Genomic DNA, 25,000 nt, shown 5'->3' on the forward strand with positions numbered 1-25,000 from the left:
GGGTGGCGCGGCTCGGACAACCGCGCCCGTAGGCCCGGTAAGCGCAGCGCCACCGGGCGTGTTTTACCCCTTCGGCACCTTCGCCAGGCTGAACCAGATCCCCACTGCCAGCAACAGCAGCATTCCGCCCGCACTCCCCAGCGCCACGCTGTGGGAAGTAATAAACGCACTTTTCGCCGCCTCAATCACCGGCTCCGCGAGGGACGGCGTCAGTTCCTGCGCCACCTTCATCGCTTCACCAATCGATGACGAGGCTTTATCGACGAGCGAGGCATGCAGCCCCTGCGGCAGCGCAATCGACGCCGAGAAGCTGCGGGTCAACAGCAGGCCAAAAATGGCGATCCCCAGCCCGGCCCCCAGCTCATAGGACATGGTTTCAATGGCTCCGGCGGCAGCCGCCTTCTCTTTCGGCGCGGCCGCCATAATGGCCGAGGTCGAGGCCAGCAGCGCGCTGGCGGCACTGAAGCCGAGCAGCACCATCAGCCCCCACGCCTGCCACTGCTGCGTGCTGAAGTCGAGCGTCGACAGGCCGATAAAGCTGACCGCGCTCAGCCCCATGCCACCCGCAGCGACAATGCGTAGCCCCAGACGGCCCACCAGCACACCGGCAATCGGTCCGCTGAACCCGCTGGCCACCATTACCGGGAGCATAAACATGCCCGCCTCGAACGGCGTAAAGCCATGGACAAACTGCAGCTCCTGCGCCATCAGCAATTCAAAGCCCACCAGGGCGATCATCGCCGTCATCGCCATTACCACGCCGCTTAAAATGATGCGGTGACAGAACAGGCGCATGTCGATCATCGGCACGCGGGCGCGCAGCTGGATGCGCACAAAAATAAACAGCATCACGGCACCCGTCAGCAGGGTACACGCCACCAGCCACGGTGCCAGAGCGCCCTTAAGCGCGGTTTTGGCGCTGTAGACCAGCAGCAAAATCGCCACAATCAGCATGATGGCATGGCTGATATTCAGCGGCTGCTCCGGTCGGCCCTGCTGACGGGGGACAAAACGCGCGGCCAGCGACACCACCACCAGCACAATCGGTACGTTGATCAAAAACACCGATCCCCAGTAAAAATGCTCCAGCAGCATACCGCCAATCAGCGGGCCAAACGCTGCCCCGCCGGAACCGACCGCCGCCCAGACGCCGAGCGCGATGTTGCGATCTTTCGCGTCGGTAAAGAGCGTGCGGATCCCCGCCAGAGTGGCAGGAATGATCATGGCCGCACCAATCGCCAGCGAGGCGCGCGCCGCGATCAGCCACCCTGCTGAGGGGGCAAACGCTGCCGCCAGCGATGACAGGCCAAACAGCGTACTGCCGATCATCAACAACCGTTTAAAACCGATGCGGTCACCCAGGGCGCCCATCGGCAGCACCATTCCCGCCATCACCAGCGAGTAAATATCGATGATCCACAATAATTCATTGCCGCTGGCGCCCAGCGTCATGCTCAATGTCGGCGCCGCTACGTGCAGCACCGTCGCGTCAATCGCCACCGGGATATACACCAGCACGATAATCACTAACGCTAACCACTGACGAAACATAAATTTCCTTTTCATCTCAAACCTGGACACATGTCCAGATTGCGATCCTACGTAAAGTTGAACGCGTGTCCAGCTTTTTGTTACACTCGTTTCATTCCTATTGAGAGTAGTGAAAAAATGCAATATTTGAGCAAGGAAGAGAGACGGGAAGCGATCCTGCAGGCCGCGATGCGCGTGGCGCTGGCCGAGGGGCTGGCAGCCATGACGGTACGGCGAATTGCCGCTGAAGCGGGCGTCGCGACCGGACAGGTCCACCACCACTTCGCCTCCGGCGGCGAGCTAAAATCGCTGGCCTTTGTGCGCGTGATCCGCGAGCTGCTGGATGCCGACGTGGTGGGTGAAAACGCCAGCTGGCGGGAACGGCTGCACAGCATGCTCGGCAGTGACGACGGCGGGCTTGAGCCTTACATTCGCCTCTGGCGGGAAGCTCAAATTCTCGCCAGCCGGGATCCTGAAATCAACGCGGCTTACGCCCTGACCATGGAGATGTGGCATCAGGAGACCGTGGCGATTATCCGCGCCGGGGCGGAGGCCAACTCCTTTACGCTTACCGATCGCGCGGAAAATATTGCCTGGCGATTGATCGGGCTGGTTTGTGGGCTTGACGGGATCACGATTTTAAATATGCCCGAAATGGACGATGCGGCGTTTAATAAGCATCTCGATAAACTTATCTCCCTCGAATTGGGTTAATACTCCCAACGGAGTATTATTTACCACGAGTTTTACAATTAGTAACACATTAAGCGAACCCATATTTCCTTTCGAATCTCAGGGGTTCGCTTTTTTATCTATCCTTTCAGTTGTATCTAAAAACATCCAATAAACCAACCAGCATACACACATCTATCTAACTGTTTTCATTTGTTTTCTCTTCATTCTGGCGAGCAAGAGGGTGATATGTCACAACAAAGTGAGAAGAGTAATCCGCATCTGTTAAGTAACTGGAAACCGGAAAATGTGCAATTTTGGGAAAACAAAGGAAAACATATCGCGCGAAGAAACCTGTGGATTTCTGTCGCCTGTTTGCTGTTAGCGTTTTGCGTCTGGATGTTATTTAGCGCCATTGCCGTCAATCTGAATAAAGTCGGATTTAATTTCACCACCGATCAACTTTTTATGCTAACGGCATTACCTTCTCTCTCCGGCGCGATATTGCGCGTCCCCTATTCGTTTATGGTGCCCATATTTGGCGGACGATACTGGACGGTATTGAGTACCGTCATCCTGATCATTCCCTGCGTCTGGCTGGGGATGGCCATTCAGAACACCGCGACGCCTTACTGGATCTTTATCGTGATTGCCCTGCTCTGCGGCTTTGCAGGCGCCAACTTTGCCTCCAGCATGGGCAACATCAGCTTCTTCTTCCCCAAGGCAAAACAGGGTAGCGCGCTCGGTATTAACGGCGGGCTCGGCAACCTGGGCGTCAGCGTGATGCAGCTGGTCGCGCCGCTGGTGATCTTCCTGCCGATGTTTACCTTCCTGGGCGTGGAGGGCGTACCGCAGGATGACGGTTCCACCCTGTGGCTGGCCAATGCGGCCTGGATATGGGCACCGCTGCTGCTGCTGGCCACCCTTGCGGCCTTCTTTGGAATGAACGATATCGCCAGCTCCAAGGCCTCTATCGCCAGCCAGCTCCCGGTGCTGAAGCGCTTTCATCTCTGGCTGCTGAGCCTTCTCTATCTGGCGACCTTCGGCTCGTTTATCGGCTTCTCGGCGGGCTTTGCCATGCTGTCAAAAACCCAGTTTCCGGACGTCAACATTCTGCACCTCGCCTTCTTTGGCCCCCTAATCGGTGCGCTGGCGCGATCAGCGGGCGGGATGATCTCTGACAAACTGGGCGGCGTCCGGGTCACGCTGATTAACTTCGTTTTTATGGCCCTCTTCAGCGCCCTGATCTTCCTGACGCTGCCCGGCTCTGGCTCCGGCAGCTTTGTCGCGTTCTATCTGGTCTTTATGGGGCTGTTCCTCACCGCCGGGCTCGGTAGCGGGTCGACCTTCCAGATGATCGCGATTATTTTCCGCCAAATCACGCTCGACCGCGTCAAAAAGCAGGGCGGCACGGACGAGCAGGCGCAGCACGAAGCGGTGACAGAGACCGCCGCCGCGCTGGGCTTTATCTCCGCTATCGGCGCCGTTGGCGGGTTCTTCATTCCCAAAGCCTTTGGCACCTCGCTGGCAATGACCGGATCGCCGGTCGGCGCCATGAAGGTGTTCCTCGTGTTTTACATCGTCTGCGTGCTCGTTACCTGGCTGGTGTATGGCCGCAAATCCGCAAAACAAGAATAACTACACGTCCGAAGCAGGAGAAATGTCATGAGCAAACTGTTGGATCGCTTTCGTTATTTCAAAACAAAGGGGGACAGCTTCGCCAACGGGCACGGGCAGGTATATAACACCAACCGCGACTGGGAGGACGGCTACCGTCAGCGCTGGCAGTTCGACAAGATCGTGCGCTCCACCCACGGCGTGAACTGTACCGGTTCCTGCAGCTGGAAGATTTACGTTAAAAATGGCCTCGTGACCTGGGAAACCCAGCAGACCGACTATCCGCGCACCCGCCCTGACCTGCCCAACCACGAACCGCGCGGCTGCCCGCGTGGCGCAAGCTACTCGTGGTATCTCTATAGCGCCAACCGTCTTAAATACCCGCTGGTGCGCCGCAGGCTGATTGAGCTCTGGCGCGAGGCGCTGGCGCAGCATACCGATCCGGTGCTGGCCTGGGACGCCATCCAGAGCGATCCGCAAAAGGCGCAAAGCTACAGGAAGGCGCGGGGTAAAGGCGGGTTTATCCGCTCGAACTGGAAAGAGCTGAACCAGCTGATTGCCGCCGCCAACGTCTGGACCATCAAAAACTATGGTCCGGACCGCGTGGCCGGTTTTTCCCCTATTCCGGCGATGTCGATGGTCTCCTACGCCGCCGGCACGCGCTATCTTTCCCTGCTGGGCGGTACCTGCCTGAGCTTCTACGACTGGTACTGCGACCTGCCGCCGGCGTCGCCGATGACCTGGGGCGAGCAGACCGACGTGCCGGAGTCCGCCGACTGGTACAACTCCAGCTACATCATCGCCTGGGGCTCGAACGTGCCGCAGACCCGAACCCCGGACGCCCATTTCTTCACCGAGGTGCGCTACAAGGGCACCAAAACCGTCGCCATCACGCCGGACTTCTCGGAAGTCGCGAAGCTTAGCGACCAGTGGCTGTCCCCCAAACAGGGCACCGACAGCGCCCTCGCCATGGCGATGGGCCACGTGATCCTCAAAGAATTTCACCTCGATAACCCGAGCGACTACTTCCTTAACTACTGCCGCCGCTATACCGACATGCCGATGCTGGTGCTGCTGGACGAGCAGGAAGACGGTCGCGTGGTGCCGGGACGTATGCTGCGCGCCTCGGACCTGGTTGACGGGCTGGGGGAAGCCAATAACCCGGAGTGGAAGACCGTCGCCTTTGATATTGCCGGAAATCTGGTGGTGCCAAACGGCTCCATCGGCTTCCGCTGGGGAGAAAAAGGCAAATGGAACCTGGAGCCACAGGCTGCGGGCCACGACACCGAACTGACGCTGTCGCTGCTCATCACCCACGACAGCGTGGCGGACGTCGCCTTCCCCTACTTTGGCGGCAACGAGAACCCGCATTTCCGCAGCGTGAAGCAGGATCCGGTGCTGACGCGCCGCGTGCCGAGCAAAACCCTGACCCTCGCCGACGGCAGCGAGAAACGCGTGGTCAGCGTTTACGATCTGGTGCTGGCGAACTACGGTCTCGATCGCGGTCTGGAGGACAGCAACGCCGCAGAGAGCTATGACCAGGTCAAAGCCTATACCCCCGCCTGGGGCGAGCAGATCACCGGCGTGCCCGCCCGGCTGATTGAAAAAATTGCCCGCGAGTTCGCCGACACGGCGCACAAAACGCACGGTCGCTCGATGATCATTCTGGGTGCCGGGGTGAACCACTGGTACCACATGGACATGAACTACCGCGGGATGATCAACATGCTGGTCTTCTGCGGCTGCGTCGGGCAGAGCGGCGGCGGCTGGTCCCACTATGTCGGCCAGGAGAAGCTGCGCCCGCAAACCGGCTGGCTGCCGCTGGCCTTCGCGCTGGACTGGAACCGCCCGCCGCGCCAGATGAATAGCACTTCGTTCTTCTACAACCACGCCAGCCAGTGGCGCTACGAGAAGCTCACCGCGCAGGAGCTGCTCTCCCCGCTGGCGGACGCCTCGAGGTTCACCGGCCACCTCATTGATTTTAACGTCCGCGCCGAGCGTATGGGCTGGCTGCCGTCGGCGCCGCAGCTCAACCTCAACCCGCTGCACATCAAAGCCCGCGCGGACGCGGCGGGCATCACGCCGCAGGAGTACACCGTTCAGGCGTTAAAATCGGGCGATATCCGCTTCGCCTGCGAGCAGCCGGACAACGGCAAGAACCATCCGCGCAACCTGTTCGTCTGGCGCTCTAACCTGCTCGGCTCGTCCGGGAAAGGCCACGAGTACATGCTAAAATACCTGCTCGGCACCGAGAGCGGGATTCAGGGCGAGGATTTGGGCTCAACCGATGACGTGAAGCCTGAGGAAGTGGAATGGCTGACCGCCGCCATTGAGGGCAAGCTCGACCTGCTGGTGACGCTCGACTTCCGCATGTCCAGCACCTGCCTGTTCTCGGATATCGTCCTGCCGACCGCCACCTGGTATGAAAAAGACGATATGAATACCTCGGACATGCATCCGTTTATTCACCCGCTCTCGGCCGCCGTCGACCCGGCGTGGGAGTCCCGCAGCGACTGGGAGATCTACAAGGGCATCGCCAAAGTCTTCTCCGAGGTCTGCGTCGGGCATCTCGGCACCGAAACCGATGTGGTGCTACAGCCGCTACAGCATGACTCCCCGGCGGAGCTGTCGCAGCCGTTTGATATTCAGGACTGGCGCAAAGGGGAATGCGATTTGATCCCCGGTAAAACGGCGCCGAACATCGCGGTCGTCGAGCGGAACTACCCGGAAACGTACGAACGCTTCACAGCCCTCGGCCCGCTGATGGACACGCTCGGCAACGGCGGGAAAGGCATATCGTGGAACACGCAGAGCGAGGTCGATTTCCTCGGCAAGCTCAACTACGTCAAGCTCGACGGCCCGGCGAAAGGCCGCCCGCGCATTGAAACCGCCATTGACGCCTCGGAGGTGATCCTCGCCCTTGCGCCGGAAACCAACGGCCAGGTGGCGGTGAAGGCCTGGGAAGCGCTTGGCGAGCTGACCGGGCGCGATCACACCCATCTGGCGCTGAACAAGGAAGATGAGAAGATCCGCTTCCGCGATATCCAGGCGCAGCCGCGTAAAATCATCTCCAGCCCGACCTGGTCCGGCCTGGAGAGCGAGCACGTCTCCTATAACGCGGGCTATACCAACGTTCACGAGCTGATCCCGTGGCGCACGCTGTCTGGCCGCCAGCAGCTGTATCAGGATCATCCCTGGATGCGCGCGTTCGGAGAGAGCCTGGTGGCCTATCGTCCACCGATTGACACCCGCAGCGTCACCCATATGCGCGAGATCCCGCCGAACGGCTTCCCGGAAAAAGCGCTCAACTTCCTGACGCCGCACCAGAAATGGGGCATTCACTCCACCTACAGCGAAAACCTGCTGATGCAGACCCTGTCGCGCGGCGGGCCCATCGTCTGGATCAGCGAAACCGACGCCCGCGAGCTGGGCATTGAGGACAACGACTGGATCGAGGCCTTCAACGCCAACGGCGCCCTCACCGCCCGCGCGGTAGTCAGCCAGCGCGTGCCGCCGGGCATGACCATGATGTACCACGCTCAGGAGCGCATCCTGAACATTCCGGGTTCCGAGGTGACCGGACGGCGCGGCGGGATCCACAACTCTGTCACCCGCGTCTGCCCGAAACCGACGCATATGATCGGCGGCTACGCCCAGCTGGCGTACAGCTTCAACTATTACGGCACCGTCGGCTCCAACCGCGACGAGTTCATCATGATCCGCAAAATGAAAAACATTAACTGGCTGGACGGCGAAGGTCGGGATCAGGTCCAGGAGGCGAAAAAATGAAAATACGCTCACAGGTTGGCATGGTTCTGAATCTCGATAAATGCATCGGCTGCCACACCTGCTCGGTCACCTGTAAGAACGTCTGGACCGGGCGTGAAGGGATGGAATATGCGTGGTTTAACAACGTCGAAACCAAACCGGGCATCGGCTACCCGAAAAACTGGGAAGATCAGGAGGAGTGGCAAGGCGGCTGGATCCGCGGCATTCACGGCAAGCTGACGCCGCGTCTCGGCGGCAAGATGGGCGTGCTGTCGAAGATTTTCGCTAACCCCGTCCTGCCGCAGATTGACGATTACTATGAGCCCTTTACCTTTGACTATCAGGATCTGCACCGCGCGCCGGAGGGGGATCATCTCCCTACTGCCCGCCCGCGCTCGCTGATTGACGGCAAGCGCATGGACAAAATCGTCTGGGGCCCCAACTGGGAGGAGCTGCTGGGGGGCGAGTTCGAAAAACGCGCCCGCGACCGCAACTTCCAGAAGATCCAGAAAGAGATGTACGGCCAGTTCGAAAACACCTTCATGATGTACCTGCCGCGCCTGTGCGAGCACTGTCTCAACCCGAGCTGCGTCGCCACCTGCCCGAGCGGCGCGATTTACAAGCGCGAAGAGGACGGCATTGTGCTGATCGACCAGGACAAATGCCGCGGCTGGCGCCTGTGCATCAGCGGCTGTCCCTACAAGAAAATCTACTTCAACTGGAAGAGCGGCAAGTCAGAAAAATGCATCTTCTGCTACCCGCGCATTGAGTCCGGCCAGCCGACCGTCTGCTCGGAAACCTGCGTCGGGCGCATCCGCTACCTCGGCGTGCTGCTGTATGACGCGGACCGTATTGAAGAGGCGGCCAGCACCGAGCATGAAACCGATCTGTACGAGCGCCAGTGCGACGTGTTCCTCAACCCGAACGATCCGGCGGTGATTGAGGAAGCGCTGAAGCAGGGTATTCCGCAGAACGTGATTGACGCCGCCCAGCGTTCCCCGGTCTACAAAATGGCGATGGACTGGAAACTGGCTCTGCCGCTGCACCCGGAATACCGCACCCTGCCGATGGTCTGGTACGTGCCGCCGCTGTCGCCGATTCAGTCCTACGCGGACGCCGGCGGCCTGCCGCAGAGCGACGGCGTTCTTCCCGCAGTCGAAAGCCTGCGCATTCCGGTGCAGTATCTGGCGAACATGCTCAGCGCGGGCGATACCGGCCCGGTGCTGCGCGCCCTGAAGCGCATGATGGCAATGCGTCACTACAAGCGTTCCCAGACCGTGGAAGGCGTGACCGATACCCGCGCCATTGAAGAGGTCGGCCTGACCGAAGCGCAGGTTGAGGAGATGTACCGCTATCTCGCCATCGCTAACTACGAAGACCGCTTCGTGATCCCGACCAGCCACCGCGAAATGGCGCGCGACGCCTTCCCGGAGAAAAACGGCTGCGGCTTCACCTTCGGCGACGGCTGCCACGGCTCCGATACGAAATTCAACCTCTTCAACAGCAGCCGCATCGACGCGATCAACATCACCGAGGTGCGCGAAAATGGGGAGGGAGAGTAATGCAGATCCTCAAAATCATCGCGCTGCTGATCGAGTATCCCGATGAGACCCTGTGGGAAAACCGTGATGAAGCGCTTTCGTTAATTGCGCAGGACGCGCCCATGATGCTGCCGTTTGCCCGCCAGCACCTGAGCGCCCCGCTGCTGGATAAACAGGCCGAATGGTGTGAGGTGTTTGAGCGCGGTCGCGCAACGTCCCTGCTGCTGTTCGAGCACGTTCACGCCGAGTCCCGCGATCGCGGTCAGGCGATGGTCGATCTGATGAGCCAGTATGAGAAAGCCGGTCTGGTGCTGGACTGCCGCGAGCTGCCGGACTATCTGCCGCTGTACCTGGAATACCTGAGCATCGTGACCGACGACGAGGCGCGTGAAGGATTGCAAAATGTCGCGCCGATCCTGGCGCTGATTGGTGGTCGCCTCAAGCAGCGCGGCGTGGCGCACTATCAGCTGTTTGACGCCCTGCTGACGATGGCCGGTACGCGGCTTTCCAGCGACAGCGTGGCGAAACAGGTGTCCGGTGAAAAACGGGATGATACCCGTCAGGCGCTGGACGCCGTGTGGGAAGAGGAACAGGTGAAGTTTATCGAAGACAACGCCACATCGTGCGACAGCTCGCCGATGCAGCAATATCAACGACGCTTTAGCCAGGACGTCGCGCCGCAGTACGTGGACGTCAGCGCCGGAGGCCCAAAATGACACACTACCTGAACGTGTTTTTCTATGACATTTATCCGTACATCTGCGCCACCGTGTTTTTCCTCGGTAGCTGGTTGCGCTACGACTACGGACAGTACACCTGGCGCGCCTCGTCAAGCCAGATGCTCAGCAAGCGCGGGATGAACTGGGCCTCTAACCTGTTTCATATCGGGATTCTGGGGATCTTCTTCGGGCACCTGTTCGGCATGTTAACCCCGCACTGGATGTACGCCTGGTTTTTACCCGTCGCGGTTAAGCAGCAGTTGGCCATGATTGCGGGCGGAATTTGCGGCGTGCTGACGCTGATCGGCGGGTCGATGCTGCTGATTCGCCGCTTGTTCAACCAGCGGGTGCGTGCCACCTCCACCACGCCGGATATCATCATTATGAGTATCCTGCTGATACAGTGCATTCTGGGGCTATCGACCATTCCTTTCTCCGCGCAATATCCTGACGGAAGCGAGATGATGAAGCTGGTGGGCTGGGCGCAGGGGATTGTGACGTTTAAGGGCGGTTCATCAGAAATGCTGAGCGGCGTGGCGCCGATCTTCCGCGTGCATCTGGTGCTGGGGATGACGATCTTCCTCATCTTCCCCTTCACCCGCCTGGTGCACGTGTGGAGCGCGCCGTTTGAGTACTTTACGCGGCGGTATCAGGTGGTGAGATCGCGCCGTTGATTTGTCGGGTGGCGGCTACGCCTTACCCGACCTACGTTCACACGCACGTAGGCCCGGTCAGGTGTAGACGCCACCGGGCGATTAATACTGCAGCATACCGTGCTGCATCAGGAAACCCCACCACGGAATGCCGAGGAACATGTGGATCAGAAACGTGCATAGCGCCACGACGGTGCCAATCGTCCACCATGACTTAATATCGTTATACCCCGAGGCGAAGATAATGGGTCCTGCCGCGCCGCCATAGTGCGTGATACAGCCGCCATACGAGTTGGAAAACAGAATGGCAAGCGCCAGCAGGACGGGCGCCGTTCCGGTGACGAGACCTACGGTGGCAAACACCGGCACCATGGCCGCGACGTATGCCCCGCCGGAGGCAAAGAAATAGCGAACCAGGACGCTGAGAAACACGATAATCACGATGGTCATATTACCGGCGCTGAGAAAATCCAGATGAGCAGAGAGGAAATCAGCCAGCCAGCGGAAAAAGCCCTCCTTGCTCAGGGTGGCGCTCAGACCGATGATGCCCCCGTACCACATCAGGGTATTCCAGCCGCCCTTATTTTTTTGAACATCGCTCCAGCCGATAATATTAAACAGCAGCGCTGCCCCCATCGCGATAATGGCGACGGCGGATTCATTTAGCCCAAGGTGACGAGAGAAGATCCAACCGAGTAACGCGGCGATAAAAATCACCACCAGCCCTTTCTCTTTGATGCTCATTGCCCCGAGGCTTTGCAGACCGTTGGTCGCAATTGCGACATTATCAATATGTTTAATTTCCGGGGAAGCAACCCGGTAGCAAATATAGGGAATGATACACAGCATCAATAACCCCAGCGGGGCACCCGCCAGCATCCAGCCGATCCAGCTAATATGAATATGGAAAATATCTGAAATGAGCTGAAGCGCTAACGCGTTCCCGGCAAAGCCCGTTAAAAACATATAGCTGGTCGTTTTAGTGACCATATAGACATTGACCATTAAATAACGTCCGGCCTTGCGCGGTGACTCTTGTGGTGTTGACCCCAATACGGTCGCGATACTGTTAATAATAGGGAAAACCACCCCACCTGCCCGCGCGATATTTGAGGGAGTGGCAGGTGCCAGAACCAAATCCAGCAAGGCGGTTACATAGCCCAGCCTCAGCGTCGTGCTGCCAAATTTCAGGATAAACCAGTAGGCAAGCCGTTTCCCCAGACCGGTGGTGACAAACGCCGCGCTAAGCGTAAAGGCGCTGAACACCAGCCAGGTGGTGCCGGAAGCGTATCCGCTCAGCACATCCATTGATTTGACGGGTGAATCCGGGAATTTTGTCACGGTAAAACAGGTTAACGCGACCGCGACGAGCATGATGACGGGTTCGGGATAAGGTTTAATGACCAGGCCAACGATAGCGGATAAATATATTCCTGCCAGTATCCACGCCTCTTTGGTTAATCCATCAGGCGGAGGGATAAATATTGATAATAATATTATTACGGCAAGTAAGATTGTTTTTAAAACATTGGATTTAAGCATATCTCACCCATGAGAAAAGGGTCCCTGAATGGCAGAGGATTCTCCTGAGAGACGCCTCTGCCGGATAAATACATTTGCTAAATAAATAATAAGAAACTACACGCTAACAACCGGAATATTATCACGCTCTGTGATTTGATATTCGGTCAGGGTGTCAAAACTGAGATAACGATAGATATTTTCATGCGCGCCGTGAAGTTTATCGGTATAGCGAAAATACTCGTCAACGGTGGGCATTTTACCCAGGATGGCCGCGACGCTGCTTAATTCTGCCGAGGCAAGGAAAACGCTGGCATTCGTTCCCAGACGATGCGGGAAATTTCGGGTTGACGTCGATACCACGTGGCTCCCTTCGCGCACCCTCGCCTGGTTCCCCATGCAGAGGGAGCAGCCCGCGGGCTCGATTCGCGCTCCCGACTTTATAAACTGGCTAAAATAGCCCTCACGGGAAAGCTGCCGGGCATCCATTTTGGTCGGAGGCGCGATCCACAGCCGCGCCTGGCTTTCACCGGCATCGGCCAGGATTTCACCCGCAGCGCGGAAATGACCGATGTTGGTCATGCAGGAGCCAATAAAGACCTCCTCTATTGGCGTGTTGGCCACCTCAGAAAGTAAGCGAGCATCATCCGGATCGTTTGGCGCGCAGACCACCGGTTCGGTGATTTCATTGAGATCAATCTCAATGACTGCGGCATATTCCGCATCAGGATCGGCCGAAAGCAGCGACGGGTTAGCCAGCCACGCCTCGATTTCAGCGATGCGTCGTTCAAGCGTGTCGGCGTTCTCATATCCCTGCTTAACCATCCAGCGCAGCAGGGCCGCGTTGGAACGCAGGTATTGTGCGACCTTGTCCTCCGACAGGCGCATCACGCAAGCGGCAGCAGACCGTTCAGCGGAGGCGTCAGCCAGCTCAAACGCCTGCTCTGCACTCAGTGTTTCCAGCCCTTCAATTTCAAGGATCCGGCCCGAGAAAATATTGCGCTTATTCTTTTTCTCGACCGTCAACAGGCCCTGCTTTCTGGCGTAAAGCGGAATGGCGTGAACCAGGTCGCGCAGGGTGATCCCTTTCTGCATCTCGCCCGTAAAGCGAACCAGCACCGATTCCGGCATATCCAGCGGCATAATGCCCGTTGCCGCGGCGAACGCCACCAGTCCGGAGCCGCCCGGGAAGGAGATCCCCAGCGGGAAGCGGGTATGGGAGTCGGCACCGGTGCCCACCGTATCCGGCAGCAGCATGCGGTTAAGCCAGGAGTGGATAATGCCGTCCCCCGGTTTCAGCGCGACCCCGTTACGACGGGTGATAAACTGCGGCAGCGTTTCATGCAGCCGAACATCCACCGGCTTTGGATACGCAGAGGTGTGGCAAAAAGACTGCATCACCAGATCGGCTGAAAACGTCAGGCACGCCAGATCGGTCAGCTCATCACGCGTCATCCCGCCGGTGGTATCCTGTGAACCGACTGTCGAAATCTTTGGCTCGCAATACTGCCCGGGACGGATCCCCGCGACGCCGCAGGCTTTACCAACCATCTTCTGGGCCAGCGTAAAACCGGCGGTGGAAGGCGCAGGCGCCGCAGGCTTACGGAAGACATCTGAAGGCGCGAGCTTCAGCGATTCCCGCGCTTTCGCCGTCAGGCTGCGACCGATAATCAACGGGATCCGCCCGCCGGCACGCACTTCATCCAGCAGCACCTCGGTTTTAAGCGTAAAGGTCGTCACCAGACGCTGGCTTTCGGTCTCACGAATTTCGCCTTTCCAGGGATAAAGATCGATCAGCATCCCGGTCGTCAGCGTGGAGACATCCATCTCTACCGGCAAGGCACCGGAATCTTCGAGCGTATTAAAGAAAATGGGGGCAATCTTGCCGCCAAACACAAACCCGCCGTTGCGTTTATTCGGCACGAAAGGAATATCGTTCCCGATGTGCCATAAGATGGAGTTGGTGGCGGATTTACGTGACGATCCCGTTCCCACAACGTCACCAACATAGACCAGCGGCCAGCCAGCCGCTTTTAATTCTGCCAGCTGGCGCAGCGGCCCGCGCGCGCCGGGTTCATCCGGCTCAACCCCTTCCCGGGCGTTACTGAGCATGGAGAGCGCATGCATCGGAATATCCGGCCGTGACCACGCCTCCGGCGCCGGAGACAAATCGTCAGTATTGGTCTCACCGGGCACCTTAAACACCTTCAGGGTGATTTTTTCAGCCATCGCCGGGCGGCGGGTAAACCATTCGGCATTCGCCCACGCGTGAAGCACCGCTTTCGCATGGACGTTACCGGCCATCGCTTTGGTTTCAAGCTGGCTGAATTTGTCAAAAATGAGGATGGTCGAAGAGAGCTGCTGTGCGGCCAGCGGTGCCAGATCCGGATGATCAAGAAGCGCAATCAACGGCTGGACATTATAGCCGCCCTGCATGGTACCCAGCAGCGTGGTGGCCGCTTCGGGAGAGAGGCCGTTAACACGGTAGTCCTGCAAAGCCACCTTAAATAAAAATTCAGCTTTTAACTTTGCCGCAGGATCGACACCCGGTGGGACGCAGTGGGTTAATAAATCGATTAATTGCGGGTGATGTGTCGGCGCATCGTGAAGTAAACGCTGGATCAGCGCCGCTGTCTGTTCCGCTGTTAACGGTTTCGCCGGAATACCCGCCTCCTGGCGGGCTTTCCGGTGCTGAGTGTAATCATCTAACATAGGTTCTCCTGTTAAAGCTAAAGTTGTTCACAAAATTCTGTTAGCCGTTCGAGTCCGTAAGGCCATTCACCGTGGCCAGATTCGGCATTAATATGTCCGGCCTCGCCGATATCGATTAACTGCCCCTTCCAACAGGCAGCCCAGAACTGCGCGCGGGTGAAGCGCATCAGGGGATCGTTTCTGCTGGCAAACATCAGGCAGGGAACCGGTAATGGCGCAGGCTGAATGGCCTCTTCAAGGCCGAAAAACGCGGGCTCTGCCGGTGCGACCATCACCACCCCGGCGACGTTTACCCGCCGCGTTTGCAGCAGCCGGCATGACGCCAGCGCGCCAAAGCTATGGCCGACGAGGATGGCGGGCAGCTGACACGCTGCCAGCTCGCGGGTAATGGCGGAGACCCAGTTTTCAATATCGGGCTCGAACCAGTTTTTCTGCTGAATTCGCTTCCAGAAAGGAAAACGTCGGCCCCAGCAGCTTTGCCAGTGATGTTCATCGCTGTCTCTCAGACCCGGCACAAGAACCACGGTATAGACGCTACTGAGCTGCTTGAGGCGTTGTTCAATCATGACGTTTTCCTTTTCGATTATTCGCACGGAAACTGCGACAATAACCATCCGACGGCGATAAGATCTGCGCTCCCGCCCGGGCTTAAATTCCGGCGAATAAACTGAACGTCCATATTGGTTAAGGCATTAACGCGTTTCTCCGGCGTCAGATGTTTCACCGCTAAAATTCGTCTGGAATAGCGTCTGGCATAATTCAGCCCTTTTATTCCCCCCCGTGAAACAAGATTGGTATCCGGATTCGCCGCCATCAGCCCGAGCAACATTCTCAGTAACGCGTCATCCTCAGAGGCTCCCTGGCGCAGTGCCATTTCAAAGTGAGGTAGTCCGGCGTGGCGGACGGTGGCAAAACCGCTTTCAGCTTCCCCTCGGGCACCGGTTAAACCGTATGCCTGGAACTGCTGCTCGCCCTTCGTTTTCGCCACGCCGCGATTTTTCAGCTCCCGATCAACGATGCCAGCGCAAATCGCCCTGCTCTCATCGCACAGGCTGCGCTGCGTGAGGCTTTCCTGCCTTTGCGTCAGACGCCCTGCCGCGGCACACAACAGCCCCAGAGAGAAGATGCCGCCTTTATGGGTGTTCACCCCGCCGGTGGCGTTGAACATCGCCTGTTCGCAGGCCAGACCGACCGGCCTTATTGCCCGCAGCGTTTGCGGCCCGGCAAGACGGGCCGTCTCCCTGCCGACGTTAAAGAACGCGGTGAACCACGGGGCAATGGCCGCGATACTGGCCATAAACAGCGCGTAATTCATATCGCGATGCGCCCCGCTGTTGACGCGATCTACCAGACCCGGTTTCGGGGTCAAGCGAATTTCACGGTACAGGGCCTCGGCCGCCAGCTCCGCGAAGGGGTGCTGAACGTCTGGCGCATTACATCTGGCAAGCGAAGTAGTCATCGGTTAACGCCTCGATTACGCGCGTGAGCTCGGCCAGCGAATGACGTCGCATGCGGGAACAAACGTGAGCAGGTTCATGACAGATAAAGCATCTGCGCATCGGTTGCTGGATGGCGCTTCTTTTCAGCAGTCCCGTTTTCGGACACAGCACGTCGATATCCCACAGGCGTCCCAGAGGATGGTTATCTTCGAGATGCGCGGTGACGTGCTTGATCATCCAGGCCGGGGCCGCCACCGACCAGAGCGCTTCCGGCCCGGTGACCGGCTGCAGAGTCTGCTGGCGACAGACCGTCCACTGATGCGTGCGGAATAGCTCTCCGAGCGCCTCATTCGCAACGGCCATCACTCGTCGGGCCAGACCGGTATCCTTCACCGCCCCCGGCCAGACCAGCGTGACGGATACCACGGTATGATCCGACTGAAACAGCCACGCCTGCTGTCGGCGTGCGCGCTGCTCTTTTGATGTCAGAACCTGTTCCAGCGAAACAGGGGCGTTCGATGCGTTATCCGTCATGGGGATCACTCCTTCACCTGGTGAACCACATCAATCACGCTGCCGTCGCGGTAGCGCACCACGCCAACGATCCGGTCGGTAAACGCCACCGGCTTAGGCTCACCCGAGATGAGCAACGCCTTCTGATACAGCACCTCAATGTCGACGACGGGCAGCCCGGCGTGAATCAAGCGTTCGCGGACCTCCGGGCGCGCCGGGTTAACGGCAATACCGTGATCGGTAACCAGAACGTCAATGCTTTCGCCCGGCGTCACCAGGGTGGTGACCTGCCTGACAACGGTAGGAATTCGGCTGCGGATCAGCGGGGCAACCACGATGGTGAGATTTGCCGCCGCGGCGACGTCGCAATGCCCGCCCGACGCGCCGCGCATCACCCCGTCGGAACCGGTCAGCACGTTGACGTTGAACCGGGTGTCCACCTCCAGCGCGCTGAGGATAACCACGTCCACCCTGTCGCAGCAGGCGGCTTTTGCAGCCGGGTTCGCATAGACGTTGGTGGAGATTTCCACATGGCCAGGATTGACGGTCATGGAAGCGGCCGCAGCACCGTCAAAGCTTTGCGTATCGAGGATCTTTTCAATGAGCCCCTTTTGATGCAGATCGACAATGCTGCCGGTGATCCCGCCGAGCGCGAACCGGGCGACAATATTGTGTTTACGCATCCGGGCCTCCATAAACCGCGTACAGGCGGTGGACGCCGCACCTGAACCGGTCTGAATGGAAAAGCCGTTGCGGAAGTAGCCGGAGTGTTCGATTACATCGGCAGCAGAGCGGGCAATCATTAGTTCACGTGGATTACTGGTCACCCTGGCGGCGCCTACGCTGATTTTTGCCGGGTCGCCGACGCTCTCAATCTGCACCACATAGTCAACCCGGTCCTGAACGATACTGGCCGGCAGGTTGGGGAACGGCTTCAGGGTTTCGGTGAGCAAGACCACCTTTTTGGCATATTGCGCGTCGACCATAGCGTAACCGAGCGAGCCGCACTGCGATGTGCCGCCGTTGCCGCTGGCATTGCCATATTCATCGCTGCAGGACACCGCCAGAAAGGCGACATCAATGGCAATTTCACCCTTCTGAATCAGGTTCACCCGCCCGCCGTGGGAGTGGATCTGTACCGGCTCATCCATCAGCCCGTGTGAAATCGCATCCGCCAGCTCGCCACGCATGCCGGAGGTGTAGATTTTGCCAATCACGCCACTGCGAATATGTTCAATAAGCGGGGCATTGCACGACATTAACGAGCTGGACGCGAGCGTGATCCCTTTCAGACCGCGCTGAGCCAGCTTATCCATCACATAGTTGATCACCTTGTCGCCTTCGCGGAACGCGTGATGGAAGGAGACGGTCATGCCGTCATGCAAATCGCAACGGTCCAGCACCTCGTCCACGCTGGCAAAAAGTTTGCGCTGATATTTTTGCTGTGTATCAGAAAGATACGGCGTCGTCGCGTTAGCGCCGCTGAAGGCGACGTATTCACGACGCGTGCCGGGAATGTGGTGCAGGGTTTCTGTGAGATTTTTCATTATTCATCCTGTCGCTTGCGAAAAAAGGTGATTACTGACGAATGCCAGAGGCATTTTTGCGTTCGATAACAACCCGGGCATGGTTGATAATCGGCGCGTCGATCATTTTGCCGTTCAGTGAGATCACCCCGAGTCCGTTGCGTTCGCCCTCTTCTGCGGCAGCAATCACGCGCTGGGCGTAATCCACTTCTTCCTGCGTGGGCGCGTAGGCGTTGTGAAGAATTTCAATTTGTCGCGGATTAATCAGCGATTTTCCGTTGAAGCCCATCCGGCGGATGAGATCCACTTCTTTCAGGAAACCGGCCTCGTCATTGACATCGGCGTAGACCACGTCGAAAGCGTCGATCCCTGCCCCGCGCGCGGCATGTAATACCGCGCACCGCGCATAAAACAGCTCTGTTCCGTCGCCCCGCTCGGTTTGCATATCCATCACGTAGTCAAAGGCGGCGAGCGCAATCCCCATTAAACGGTCGGAGGATTTCGCAATGGCAACGGCATTAATGACGCCGACGGCGGATTCGATTGCCGCCATTAATTTCGTTGAGCCAACAGGACGCCCGCAGCTTTCTTCAATGCGGACGATTTCACGTTCGAGCTGATAAATATCTTCCGGTGTGTCGGTTTTCGGCAGACGAATAACATCCACCCCTGCCCTGACGGCGGCTTCCAGATCCTTTAAACCAAAAGGGGTATTAAGCGGGTTAATTCTGACAACGGTTTCAATATCGTTGTACATCGGGTGTTGCAGCGCGTGAAATACCAGAAGACGCGCGCTGTCTTTTTCTTTCAGCGCAACGGCATCTTCCAGGTCAAACATAATGGAGTCTGGTTTATAGATAAATGCCGTCGACAACATGGCAGCACTTGAACCGGGAATAAATAACATACTGCGACGTAACTTTTTCATTATAACGTTTCCCATGCACTGTCTTCCCGGGCTGTCCCTCTGAGCAGTGCAGCCTGCACGCGGGCGCGGATCACGCAGTCCAGCGCGCCTTTATCATCAATAATGATCTGCCCCTGTTCGATGTTGAACGCAGCCAGGGTTTCATGGACCACCTCTGCAATTCGGTCGCCGAATTGCTTATACACTTCGCTCTGGATGACCACGTCCAGCCCGCTCTCATCGGGGCTGACCTTAACCATGAGGTCGCTGGACTCCAGCGTTCCCGCCATCGCGGCTTGCACAATTTTCATATTCATTTTCCTGTGATAATGCACTTAAACCGCTGCCGTCAGCGGCTCGGATAAACAGGGCTGATGCTGTATTCCGTTATTCAGAAACGCGCGCGTGGTGGCAGGCACCATGCGGCTGGCGGCAGCGATGTTGTTTTCTTTTAATAAACGACGAACGGCTGAAGCCGATACCGGCACATTATTACCGTCCGTTCTTCTTTCTATTTCGTGTACGCTAATACGGGCCGCTGTGCTCGTTTCTTCTTCCAGCCAGCGGTGCATCGCCCGGTTATATTCGGCGGTTAACGGACAGAACGGCTCGGTACCCACGAAACGATGGTTAATATTCAACGCGGGGGCGATGTAATTTCTGAACAGCATGAGGTCAATTGCCGCGTAGGTTTTATCGATGACCTGCTTATCTTTCAGGAAATAGCTCGGGAATGTCCCGCGCGAAATAATATACGCCGACCCCGGATGAACGGTGACATTCGGCAGGTGCTGCGATCCGTCCCTGACCATCGCGAACCGTTCTTTAAACGAAAATGCCGAGACATCTTCCTGGACCACGAAAACATGTAACGCGTCGCACCGGCTCGCCGCATGCTCGATAAGATATTGGTGGCCGAGGGTGAACGGATTGGCGTTCATCACAATCGCGCCAATATTTTTCCCCGGCACGAAATGATGGCGGCGCAGCTGGCTGCAATAACGATGAATACCCACCGGCGTATTCTCCATTAATGACGCACGGTTCTCGACCGTCACCAGCGGATAAAACCCGCATCCGCGAAATGACTTCACGTTATCCGGACAGGTAAAGAGAAAGAGTTGATGTTCACCGTTCTGTGCCGCCTGAAGTTCGGCCTCATGGATTAACGTCAGGATTAACGACGTGCCCCGCCACCCGGCATCCACTGCGATGCACTTCAACGTGTTACCCGCAATGCCGGTGCAGGCGACAAGATGGCGCTGATAGCGGGCAACAATAAATTGCGCAATATCGTCATCAATACCTAAACCGTTGCGGGCCAGGAAGCGGACAACCTCTTCCCGGGACTGGGCGTTACCGGCGTTAATAACCTCAAACTCGGGTGTTCTGGCGGTGTACATCTTCTCTCTCCTGAGCGTTTAGACAGCTAACGCTTGTGGCTGCGGCTGGGCTTCCACAATGGTATTGACCAGCCGGCCAACGTTTTCGATCTCCACTTCAACGCGATCGCCGTCGTGCAGAAACAGAGGTGGATTGCGCTTTTTGCCGACGCCGCCTGGCGAACCGGTAATAATGACGTCGCCGGCGCTGAGAGAGGTAAACGTGCTGATGTAGGCGATAAGATCCGCCACTTTGTGGATCATGCTGCCTGTGGAGTCATTCTGAACCAGCATGCCGTTCAGCCAGGTGTGAATGGTCAGGGCGTGAGGATCGGGGATCTCGTCCGCCGTGGTCATGTACGGGCCGAAGGCGCCGGTTTGCGTCCAGTTTTTACCGGCGGTGAACCAGGCGTGCTGCCAGTCGCGCACGGAGCCGTCCATATAGCAGCTGTATCCCGCGACGTGGCTGAGCGCGTTACTGACGTCAATTTGGCTACCGGGTTTACCGATAATTACGGCCAGCTCGCCTTCATAATCGAACTCGCTGGAGAGAACCGGTTTTATCACCGGCCGCGCATGCCCGGTTTGCGAATCAGGAAAACGGATAAACAGCGTGGGGGCATTATTCGTCTCAGCAAACTCTTTTCTTTTTTCAGCGTAATTCATGCCAACGCAGAAAATTTTTCCGGGCGCTTCTATAACGGGCAAAAAGGTCACGTCTTCAGGCCTAATATCCACCGGGCAATCGAGATATTGTCTGGCGACATCAATCGCATCCCATTGAAGGAGATCTTTCAGGGTTGCATATTGATGGCCAATTTTATTACCCAGGTCGATAAAGCCCGACTCAGTATACATTCCGTAGCTTTTACGGCCCTGATGAATATAACTTGCTAGTTTCATAATAATACCTGATTAATATACGTGCTCATTCTGTGTTCACGCATCGAAGCGTGAACACATTGTCATGCAACTTACTCGGCTGACTGCGCTGGAACCAGAACCTGCTTATTACCAGATGCCAGATACGTAGCCACGACTACGCCAACGCCAAGTAATGCCAGAATAAATCCGGTCATTCCCTGCCAGCCCATTGAATGGAAGACAAAACCGTTGATAAAACCAATCACCGAACCGCCCATGTAGTAGAAGAATAAATAGAGCGCGACGGCCTGACCTCTTGCATGAGTGGCATTTTTACTGACCCAGCTTAAGCCGATAGAATGGCAGCCGAAGAAACAGCCGGTAAAAATCACTGCGCCAACAATAAAGGTGACAACGTTCGACGTGAGCGTCAGCAGCATGCCGAACGCCATGATCAGGAACAACACGCGCAGGACTTTCATTGCGCCATATTTTGCCGATAAGCGGCCTGCCTGCGGTGCCGTAAAGAAACTCAGGGCGAAGCTAAAGGAGAGCAGGCCTGCATTTGCCGGTGAAATATGGAACGGTTCACCTTTCAGGAAGAAGGCCAGATAGTTATACAGTGAGGTAAATGCGCCGAAGATAATAAAGCTGATGACAAACGCCAGCGCCAGATTTTTATTTTTGAAATGCGATGCTGCCCCTTTCACCATTCGCATCACGTTCAGGTTCTGGGTAGGGGTAAAATTTTTGGAATCTGGCAGCAGGAATTTCACCAGAATAGCAACCGCAATCAGGCTGACGGCAAAGCCGTAAAAGATGACATTAATGGAAACGTGGTCGATCAGCTGGCTGGCAACAATACGGCCGGACATGCCACCCATCGAGTTACCGAAGACAAAATAGCCCGTCACGATGCCAGCTGCCACCGGTGCGACCTCCTCACTGATGTAGGCGGTTGCTGCCGCCGCGATGCCGCTCAGCGCCAGACCAATCACCGCACGCAGCGCCACCAGCATCGCCCAGGATTCTACCAGCGGGCAGAGCAGCGTCAGAATGCCGCCCAGCAGGAGGGAGACGATAATTAACCGCTTCCTGCCATAATGATCGGATAACGTCCCGGTAAACAGCAACCCAATTGCCAGCAAGGCCGTTTCTGCGGATAAGATAATACTCACCTGGCTGACCGGAACATTATATTCCACGGCCAGCGTTGGAAGCAGTGGCTGAATAAAAAACAGAGAAGCAAGTTCTGCAAGCCCGGATAATGCGAGTGCCAGAATTACGCGAATATGCGCGCTGGCTTTTACAGGATCGGGCGCTTTCAGGGTATTGTTAGCATGCGTGAACGCCATAATAACCTCAGTATTATAGTTAAGGTACAGAATGTAATTGTTTAAGACAGGTATGTTTCTTAGTTTGGCTTTTACCTAATCAACTTCAGAGAGCATTTTTTCAGGTACGCAGACGACACCTTCAAATAGCTTACGGGAAGTACGAATTACCGCAGCTCGGGTATTTTCGATATTGTTCCCGTCCCTCAACAATGACACGGATATTTTTCCACTTGGGTGTTCAATATCAATAATATTGGTAAAGCGCTCTTTTGGACGACCAGCGACAATTTTAGCGGCGACGGAGCCTTCTATAAGCGTCGCGGTCGAAATACCAATCGAGCCGGTAATGGCCAGGGATTTATGGCAGGTGTGTGGCATGAAATACCGCACCTGAAGCGTTCCGCCGTTGCGCGCCCGGCTGAGGAGAACCGGTTTAGGGATCACTTTGTTTGACACATCCCCTAAGCCCATCGCCTCACCCGCCTGACGACGCAGGCTCTCCAGCCTTGCTTTAAACGCCGCATCGGCATCCAGTTCCGCGGGTGACTCCCCTCCTGTTTTCCCCAGTGCCGAGGCCTCAATCAATACCATCGGCATCGCCATATCAATACAGGTAACGTCAATACCGTCGAATACGTTTGTAACGCTGTCGGTCGGAAGCAATTTTCCTGTTTTGGAACCCGCTGAATTCAGGAAGGTTAAACCAATGGGCGCGGCAGTACCCGGAACTCCGTCAATCTGGGTATCGCCTTCATACACAACGCGATAATCCGGCGTTTGCACCTCGGCGTCGACCAGTGTTCCGGTGTTCAGATTGCGGATACGCACCGTTGTCACCGGGCTTTGCGCCTTTACCAGCCCTTTTTCTATCGCAAAGGGCCCCACCGCGCAGAGCATATTGCCGCAGTTTGGCGTGGTATCGACGCGACGTTCATTCACCATCACCTGTGCGAATAAATAATCCACATCAGCGTCCGGGCTGTCGGAAGGACTGACGATGGCCACCTTACTGGTTTGCGGACTTCCACCGCCAATGCCATCAATTTCAAGTTCATGACCTGCGCCCATCAAGCTGAGTAACACCGCGTCGCGCGCTTCGGTTTCCTCAGGCAGGTCGCTGGCCAAAATAACGGGGCCTTTTGACGTACCGCCACGCATTAATACGCAAGGGATCTTTAACATGTGTTTTTCTCATTTCGTTTTATCAGGAACGCAATAAGGTTTTCACACTCCAGTTGATAACTCTAATGTCAAAAAAAGCCGGATTAATACGTTTTGCACATTAATAGCCCTTGCGTTATCGTGGTTTAAGAAAAGCGAAAATGGGATGCAGACATGCAACATGAATTACAAGGAATACAAGCGTTTGTAAAAATTGCAGAAATCGGATGTTTTACAAAAGTGTCGCAATTTCTTCACATTTCACAACCGGCGTTAACACGAAGAATTCAAAAACTGGAAGAAAGTTTGGGTACCACGCTATTTGAGCGTTCAACGCGTAGCGTCAAGCTCACGACGGTGGGAAGAGAATTTTTACCTAAGGCAAAGAATTTAATCGATTTTTATGAAAGCTCAGTCCTGAGTATTAAAGAGATGGCGACGCATCAGGCCGGGGTTATTACGGTTTCCTGTATTCCTACTGCCGCCTTCTATTTTCTACCTTCAGTGATACGAGATTATAACAATGACTATCCAAACATCCGGATCCGCATCCTTGAGCACAGTGCCAGCGATTGTCTCGAAGCGGTTTTAAATGGCGACGCAGATTTCGGCATAAATATGATAAACATCACACATCCGAATATCGATTTTGCCCCGCTGGTAAACGAACCCTTTGTTCTGGCATGCCGCCGCGACAATGAACTGGCGAAAAAACCGCTGGTGACCTGGGACGATCTGGCAGGCATGAAGCTGATTGGAGTCAGGCGTTCCAGCGGGAACCGTTCGCTTATCGATCAGGCTTTTGAAAAGATGGACTGGAAGCCGAACTGGTTTTACGAAGTGCGTCACCTGTCAACGTCACTGGGGATGGTAGAGGCGGGTCTCGGGGTGTCTGTTGTGCCGAGTCTGGCGATGCCGACCGATGAACATCATGTCCTTGTTAGTCGCCCGCTGATTGAACCCGTCATCCGGCGAACGCTGGGGCTAGTACAACGCCGGGAAAACCCTCTCAGCCCGGCGGCGGAAAAATTCAGAGAGCTGCTTGTACAGCTATGGTCAGCGGAAAACAACAGCCCGTGGATCGGCAAGTTTACTCAGCTGTAAGCCATGACATGACAAAGGGGCTAAGGCCCCTTTG

General features: G+C 56.6%; 20 protein-coding genes. 7 read left to right on the top strand and 13 right to left on the bottom strand.

Translation table 11 applies throughout. The features are described 5' to 3' along the window. Positions 1 to 63: 63 nt before the first annotated feature. Positions 64 to 1,551 (bottom strand): MFS transporter, encoded by a 1,488-nt coding sequence (locus ACHH0Z_RS06195; RefSeq protein WP_021240210.1) that lies wholly within the window; start codon positions 1,549 to 1,551, stop codon positions 64 to 66. 117 nt (positions 1,552 to 1,668) lie between these two features. Here ACHH0Z_RS06195 and ACHH0Z_RS06200 point away from each other — a divergent pair, with 117 nt between their 5' ends. From ACHH0Z_RS06200 to narI, 6 genes are all read left to right on the top strand, one after another. Further along, on the top strand, positions 1,669 to 2,244 hold the full coding sequence (locus ACHH0Z_RS06200; protein ID WP_395149504.1) for a TetR family transcriptional regulator: 576 nt from the start codon (positions 1,669 to 1,671) through the stop codon (positions 2,242 to 2,244). A gap of 207 nt (positions 2,245 to 2,451) precedes the next feature. Beyond that, positions 2,452 to 3,840, top strand: coding sequence for a NarK family nitrate/nitrite MFS transporter (locus tag ACHH0Z_RS06205; RefSeq protein WP_025910957.1), 1,389 nt, complete (start codon positions 2,452 to 2,454; stop codon positions 3,838 to 3,840). A 27-nt stretch (positions 3,841 to 3,867) separates the two neighbouring features. Further along, positions 3,868 to 7,608 carry a nitrate reductase subunit alpha gene (locus ACHH0Z_RS06210; RefSeq protein ID WP_045410295.1) on the top strand — a complete coding sequence of 1,247 codons (3,741 nt, stop codon included), beginning with the start codon at positions 3,868 to 3,870 and terminating at the stop codon, positions 7,606 to 7,608. Next, on the top strand, positions 7,605 to 9,149 hold the full coding sequence (narH, locus tag ACHH0Z_RS06215; protein ID WP_023327561.1) for a nitrate reductase subunit beta: 1,545 nt from the start codon (positions 7,605 to 7,607) through the stop codon (positions 9,147 to 9,149). The genes ACHH0Z_RS06210 and narH overlap by 4 nt, the downstream gene beginning before the upstream one ends. After that, positions 9,149 to 9,844 (top strand): nitrate reductase molybdenum cofactor assembly chaperone, encoded by a 696-nt coding sequence (gene narW / locus ACHH0Z_RS06220; RefSeq protein ID WP_045410297.1) that lies wholly within the window; start codon positions 9,149 to 9,151, stop codon positions 9,842 to 9,844. The genes narH and narW overlap by 1 nt, the downstream gene beginning before the upstream one ends. Beyond that, complete coding sequence (gene narI, locus ACHH0Z_RS06225) at positions 9,841 to 10,521, top strand: respiratory nitrate reductase subunit gamma (protein ID WP_014883923.1); 681 nt, start codon at positions 9,841 to 9,843, stop codon at positions 10,519 to 10,521. Before narW ends, narI begins: the two co-directional genes overlap by 4 nt. A gap of 81 nt (positions 10,522 to 10,602) precedes the next feature. Here narI and ACHH0Z_RS06230 read toward each other — a convergent pair whose 3' ends face one another. The 12 genes from ACHH0Z_RS06230 to ACHH0Z_RS06285 all read right to left on the bottom strand — a co-directional run bounded on the left by ACHH0Z_RS06230 (position 10,603) and on the right by ACHH0Z_RS06285 (position 23,883). After that, on the bottom strand, positions 10,603 to 12,042 hold the full coding sequence (locus tag ACHH0Z_RS06230; RefSeq protein WP_045410299.1) for an anion permease: 1,440 nt from the start codon (positions 12,040 to 12,042) through the stop codon (positions 10,603 to 10,605). Positions 12,043 to 12,138: 96 nt separating this feature from the next. Next, positions 12,139 to 14,733, bottom strand: coding sequence for a bifunctional aconitate hydratase 2/2-methylisocitrate dehydratase (gene acnB / locus ACHH0Z_RS06235; protein WP_045410300.1), 2,595 nt, complete (start codon positions 14,731 to 14,733; stop codon positions 12,139 to 12,141). Positions 14,734 to 14,750: 17 nt separating this feature from the next. After that, positions 14,751 to 15,299 (bottom strand): alpha/beta hydrolase, encoded by a 549-nt coding sequence (locus ACHH0Z_RS06240; RefSeq protein WP_039025287.1) that lies wholly within the window; start codon positions 15,297 to 15,299, stop codon positions 14,751 to 14,753. A 17-nt stretch (positions 15,300 to 15,316) separates the two neighbouring features. Continuing rightward, the gene (citG, locus tag ACHH0Z_RS06245; protein ID WP_025910943.1) at positions 15,317 to 16,192 is read right to left on the bottom strand and encodes a triphosphoribosyl-dephospho-CoA synthase CitG; all 876 of its coding nucleotides are present in this window, start codon (positions 16,190 to 16,192) and stop codon (positions 15,317 to 15,319) included. Next, positions 16,167 to 16,706 carry a citrate lyase holo-[acyl-carrier protein] synthase gene (citX, locus tag ACHH0Z_RS06250; RefSeq protein WP_025910942.1) on the bottom strand — a complete coding sequence of 180 codons (540 nt, stop codon included), beginning with the start codon at positions 16,704 to 16,706 and terminating at the stop codon, positions 16,167 to 16,169. Before citX ends, citG begins: the two co-directional genes overlap by 26 nt. A 5-nt stretch (positions 16,707 to 16,711) precedes the next feature. Beyond that, positions 16,712 to 18,232: a citrate lyase subunit alpha gene (gene citF, locus ACHH0Z_RS06255; RefSeq protein WP_045410302.1), complete on the bottom strand. Its 1,521-nt coding sequence runs from the start codon at positions 18,230 to 18,232 to the stop codon at positions 16,712 to 16,714. Between the two features lie 31 nt (positions 18,233 to 18,263). Beyond that, the gene (gene citE / locus ACHH0Z_RS06260; protein ID WP_023616934.1) at positions 18,264 to 19,139 is read right to left on the bottom strand and encodes a citrate (pro-3S)-lyase subunit beta; all 876 of its coding nucleotides are present in this window, start codon (positions 19,137 to 19,139) and stop codon (positions 18,264 to 18,266) included. After that, positions 19,139 to 19,429: a citrate lyase acyl carrier protein gene (citD, locus tag ACHH0Z_RS06265; RefSeq protein WP_045410304.1), complete on the bottom strand. Its 291-nt coding sequence runs from the start codon at positions 19,427 to 19,429 to the stop codon at positions 19,139 to 19,141. Before citD ends, citE begins: the two co-directional genes overlap by 1 nt. A gap of 24 nt (positions 19,430 to 19,453) precedes the next feature. Beyond that, positions 19,454 to 20,521: a [citrate (pro-3S)-lyase] ligase gene (citC, locus tag ACHH0Z_RS06270; protein WP_045410306.1), complete on the bottom strand. Its 1,068-nt coding sequence runs from the start codon at positions 20,519 to 20,521 to the stop codon at positions 19,454 to 19,456. A gap of 18 nt (positions 20,522 to 20,539) precedes the next feature. Then, positions 20,540 to 21,403: a fumarylacetoacetate hydrolase family protein gene (locus ACHH0Z_RS06275; protein ID WP_045410308.1), complete on the bottom strand. Its 864-nt coding sequence runs from the start codon at positions 21,401 to 21,403 to the stop codon at positions 20,540 to 20,542. A 71-nt stretch (positions 21,404 to 21,474) separates the two neighbouring features. Further along, positions 21,475 to 22,749: an MFS transporter gene (locus ACHH0Z_RS06280; protein WP_258320300.1), complete on the bottom strand. Its 1,275-nt coding sequence runs from the start codon at positions 22,747 to 22,749 to the stop codon at positions 21,475 to 21,477. A 45-nt stretch (positions 22,750 to 22,794) separates the two neighbouring features. Further along, positions 22,795 to 23,883, bottom strand: a complete 1,089-nt coding sequence (locus tag ACHH0Z_RS06285) for a 4-oxalomesaconate tautomerase (protein ID WP_032667216.1) — start codon at positions 23,881 to 23,883, stop codon at positions 22,795 to 22,797. Between the two features lie 153 nt (positions 23,884 to 24,036). On the opposite strand from ACHH0Z_RS06285, the gene ACHH0Z_RS06290 reads away from it, so the two are divergent. Continuing rightward, positions 24,037 to 24,966, top strand: coding sequence for a LysR family transcriptional regulator (locus ACHH0Z_RS06290; RefSeq protein ID WP_045410313.1), 930 nt, complete (start codon positions 24,037 to 24,039; stop codon positions 24,964 to 24,966). Positions 24,967 to 25,000 lie beyond the last annotated feature (34 nt).

Origin of the sequence: Enterobacter cloacae complex sp. 2024EL-00227, from assembly GCF_043945315.1 — a bacterium.
In the GTDB taxonomy this organism is placed as follows: domain Bacteria; phylum Pseudomonadota; class Gammaproteobacteria; order Enterobacterales; family Enterobacteriaceae; genus Enterobacter; species Enterobacter roggenkampii.

Bases quoted from the DNA above. Each gene is read 5' to 3' on its own strand.
- ACHH0Z_RS06195 (WP_021240210.1), bottom strand. From the start codon at position 1,551: ATGTTTCGTCAGTGGTTAGCGTTAGTGATTATCGTGCTGGTGTATATC.
- ACHH0Z_RS06200 (WP_395149504.1), top strand. From the start codon at position 1,669: ATGCAATATTTGAGCAAGGAAGAGAGACGGGAAGCGATCCTGCAGGCC.
- ACHH0Z_RS06205 (WP_025910957.1), top strand. From the start codon at position 2,452: ATGTCACAACAAAGTGAGAAGAGTAATCCGCATCTGTTAAGTAACTGG.
- ACHH0Z_RS06210 (WP_045410295.1), top strand. From the start codon at position 3,868: ATGAGCAAACTGTTGGATCGCTTTCGTTATTTCAAAACAAAGGGGGAC.
- narH (WP_023327561.1), top strand. From the start codon at position 7,605: ATGAAAATACGCTCACAGGTTGGCATGGTTCTGAATCTCGATAAATGC.
- narW (WP_045410297.1), top strand. From the start codon at position 9,149: ATGCAGATCCTCAAAATCATCGCGCTGCTGATCGAGTATCCCGATGAG.
- narI (WP_014883923.1), top strand. From the start codon at position 9,841: ATGACACACTACCTGAACGTGTTTTTCTATGACATTTATCCGTACATC.
- ACHH0Z_RS06230 (WP_045410299.1), bottom strand. From the start codon at position 12,042: ATGCTTAAATCCAATGTTTTAAAAACAATCTTACTTGCCGTAATAATA.
- acnB (WP_045410300.1), bottom strand. From the start codon at position 14,733: ATGTTAGATGATTACACTCAGCACCGGAAAGCCCGCCAGGAGGCGGGT.
- ACHH0Z_RS06240 (WP_039025287.1), bottom strand. From the start codon at position 15,299: ATGATTGAACAACGCCTCAAGCAGCTCAGTAGCGTCTATACCGTGGTT.
- citG (WP_025910943.1), bottom strand. From the start codon at position 16,192: ATGACTACTTCGCTTGCCAGATGTAATGCGCCAGACGTTCAGCACCCC.
- citX (WP_025910942.1), bottom strand. From the start codon at position 16,706: ATGACGGATAACGCATCGAACGCCCCTGTTTCGCTGGAACAGGTTCTG.
- citF (WP_045410302.1), bottom strand. From the start codon at position 18,232: ATGAAAAATCTCACAGAAACCCTGCACCACATTCCCGGCACGCGTCGT.
- citE (WP_023616934.1), bottom strand. From the start codon at position 19,139: ATGAAAAAGTTACGTCGCAGTATGTTATTTATTCCCGGTTCAAGTGCT.
- citD (WP_045410304.1), bottom strand. From the start codon at position 19,429: ATGAAAATTGTGCAAGCCGCGATGGCGGGAACGCTGGAGTCCAGCGAC.
- citC (WP_045410306.1), bottom strand. From the start codon at position 20,521: ATGTACACCGCCAGAACACCCGAGTTTGAGGTTATTAACGCCGGTAAC.
- ACHH0Z_RS06275 (WP_045410308.1), bottom strand. From the start codon at position 21,403: ATGAAACTAGCAAGTTATATTCATCAGGGCCGTAAAAGCTACGGAATG.
- ACHH0Z_RS06285 (WP_032667216.1), bottom strand. From the start codon at position 23,883: ATGTTAAAGATCCCTTGCGTATTAATGCGTGGCGGTACGTCAAAAGGC.
- ACHH0Z_RS06290 (WP_045410313.1), top strand. From the start codon at position 24,037: ATGCAACATGAATTACAAGGAATACAAGCGTTTGTAAAAATTGCAGAA.